The sequence below is a fragment of the Salinivibrio sp. MA427 genome (assembly GCF_001996115.1).
GTDB classification, from domain to species: Bacteria; Pseudomonadota; Gammaproteobacteria; order Enterobacterales; family Vibrionaceae; genus Salinivibrio; species Salinivibrio costicola.
This window is the reverse complement of record NZ_MUFH01000417.1, coordinates 1-1,772: the sequence shown is the minus strand read 5'-3', so window position 1 is coordinate 1,772 and position 1,772 is coordinate 1. Positions and strand designations below refer to the sequence as shown.

At 45.1% G+C, this 1,772-nt stretch carries 1 protein-coding gene; it reads right to left on the bottom strand.

The genetic code is table 11. The annotated features are described in order from the left end of the window. Positions 1-379: 379 nt before the first annotated feature. Positions 380-1,720 (bottom strand): 6-phospho-alpha-glucosidase, encoded by a 1,341-nt coding sequence (locus BZG79_RS15170; RefSeq protein ID WP_206779506.1) that lies wholly within the window; start codon positions 1,718-1,720, stop codon positions 380-382. Positions 1,721-1,772 lie beyond the last annotated feature (52 nt).

Below are 1,772 nucleotides of genomic sequence, written 5' to 3'. Positions count from 1 at the left end.
GCCACTACAGATAGCCCGGCCGCCTTACGAGCTCGTTCTAGGCGTTCTGCAAACATGGCATCCTCTCAAGCAATGAGTTGGTTTATAAAAATAATAACTTTTTTGTAATCATAACCTTATCGCCGTAATTTTCTATCTGCTTGGCCGTTAAGTGTTCTCAATTTTACTCACGCCCTCTTCCAGTATCAGGATACTTGACGCTAAACGCGCGGAGCCGTTTTCGTGCCCGCAGACTGATGAATATGGATTGGGACGAGATTTTGGACATATTGGAGAGTGATTAAGTGGTGAAGCATTAGGTAAACGATGGGAGTTAACGAAAAAGGGAGCCGGATGATTGGCTCCCTTGGTTAGCTCTAACTAGCCTAGAACGTATTTATCAACCGAGTTCTACCCAATACTCTTTGTTCACTTCTAGCATTTCGTCCAAAATGTCTTTGGCTTTTGAAGCGCTTGGAATTGTGGCTGACAAGGTAAATGCTTGCCACAGCCGTTGGTAAGAGCCCTCAACGTGAGCTTGAACAACAAGCTTTTCAACTGATACCTGTTGATTCATCATGCCTTTTTGGAATTCAGGGATTTCACCGATTTGCATTGGTTTTGCGCCTGTATTATCGACAATACAAGGGATTTCAACCATCGCTGTTGGATCAAAGTTACTAATAGCTCCGTTGTTAGGGACGATAAGTAGCATTCTTTCCTTGGTGTTAAAGGCTATCGCGGTCGCTAAATCAACGATATACGATGCGTGTTCCTCAACCTCGATGGTGGTGTCCTTTGCTGTCCCTGCTGCGATAATGCGATGGCATTCGGTGAACACTTCTTTCTCGCGTCCATCCATCACTTCATTGGCACGGGTATAAACTTTATCGGAGTGTTCTACAACATAATCAGGATACAGATAATATTTAAGGTATGTGTTTGGGATCGTTTCTGGGTCCAGCGCATACACGTCACGCACTTTGATAAACGTATCTTTCCATGATTCGTCGGTATGCTGAGCACCGTTCATCGCGCTAGGTGGCAAGTAACCATGTTCTTTCACATACGCTTTAATCCGAGGCATGAGATCTTCGCCGGTTTTGGCATCTTTAAACTCTTTCCACCATCCAAAGTGGTTCAGGCCGTAGTACATCACATCAAACTGTTTACGGTCTTCATACCCCAAGATTTCAGCGATACGGGTCTCTATCCCAATCGGCATGTCACAGATATTAAGCACTTTCGAATTAGGCCGTAGCACTCGACAAGCTTCAGCAACAATTGCTGCCGGGTTGGAGTAGTTCAGCATCCATGCATTTGGTGAGTACTTTTCCATGTAGTCGATAAGCTCAATCACAGCAGGAATGGAGCGTAGACCATAAGCCATGCCACCTGGACCACACGTTTCTTGGCCCACACAGCCATGACGAAGTGGGATTTTTTCATCTTGCTCTCGCATGGCGTAAAGACCAGCGCGAATATGTGCCATGCAAAAATCAACATCCGTAAAGGCTTCTTCTGGGTCGGTGGTATAAGAGAACTCGATTTGAGGCGCCCGTTCTTGTAGTAAGATCTTGCATGCTTCAGCCACGGTTTCCTGCCGAGATGCAAAGTTGTCGTAGAATTTCAGTTTACGGATCGGAAAACGATCTTGGTTTTCCAGTAGCATCATGACAATACCCGGGGTGAAGGTTGAGCCGCCGCCTGCGATAACAACTGAGAATTCTTTTTTCATCATTTCCTCTCTTATTTGGCTTGAATCATTTGCCAATGAATAGCTTGTTTATAAG

What these genes read in the sequence shown, in the direction of transcription:
- BZG79_RS15170 (WP_206779506.1), bottom strand. Translation starts at nt 1,720, where the DNA reads ATGATGAAAAAAGAATTCTCAGTTGTTATCGCAGGCGGCGGCTCAACC.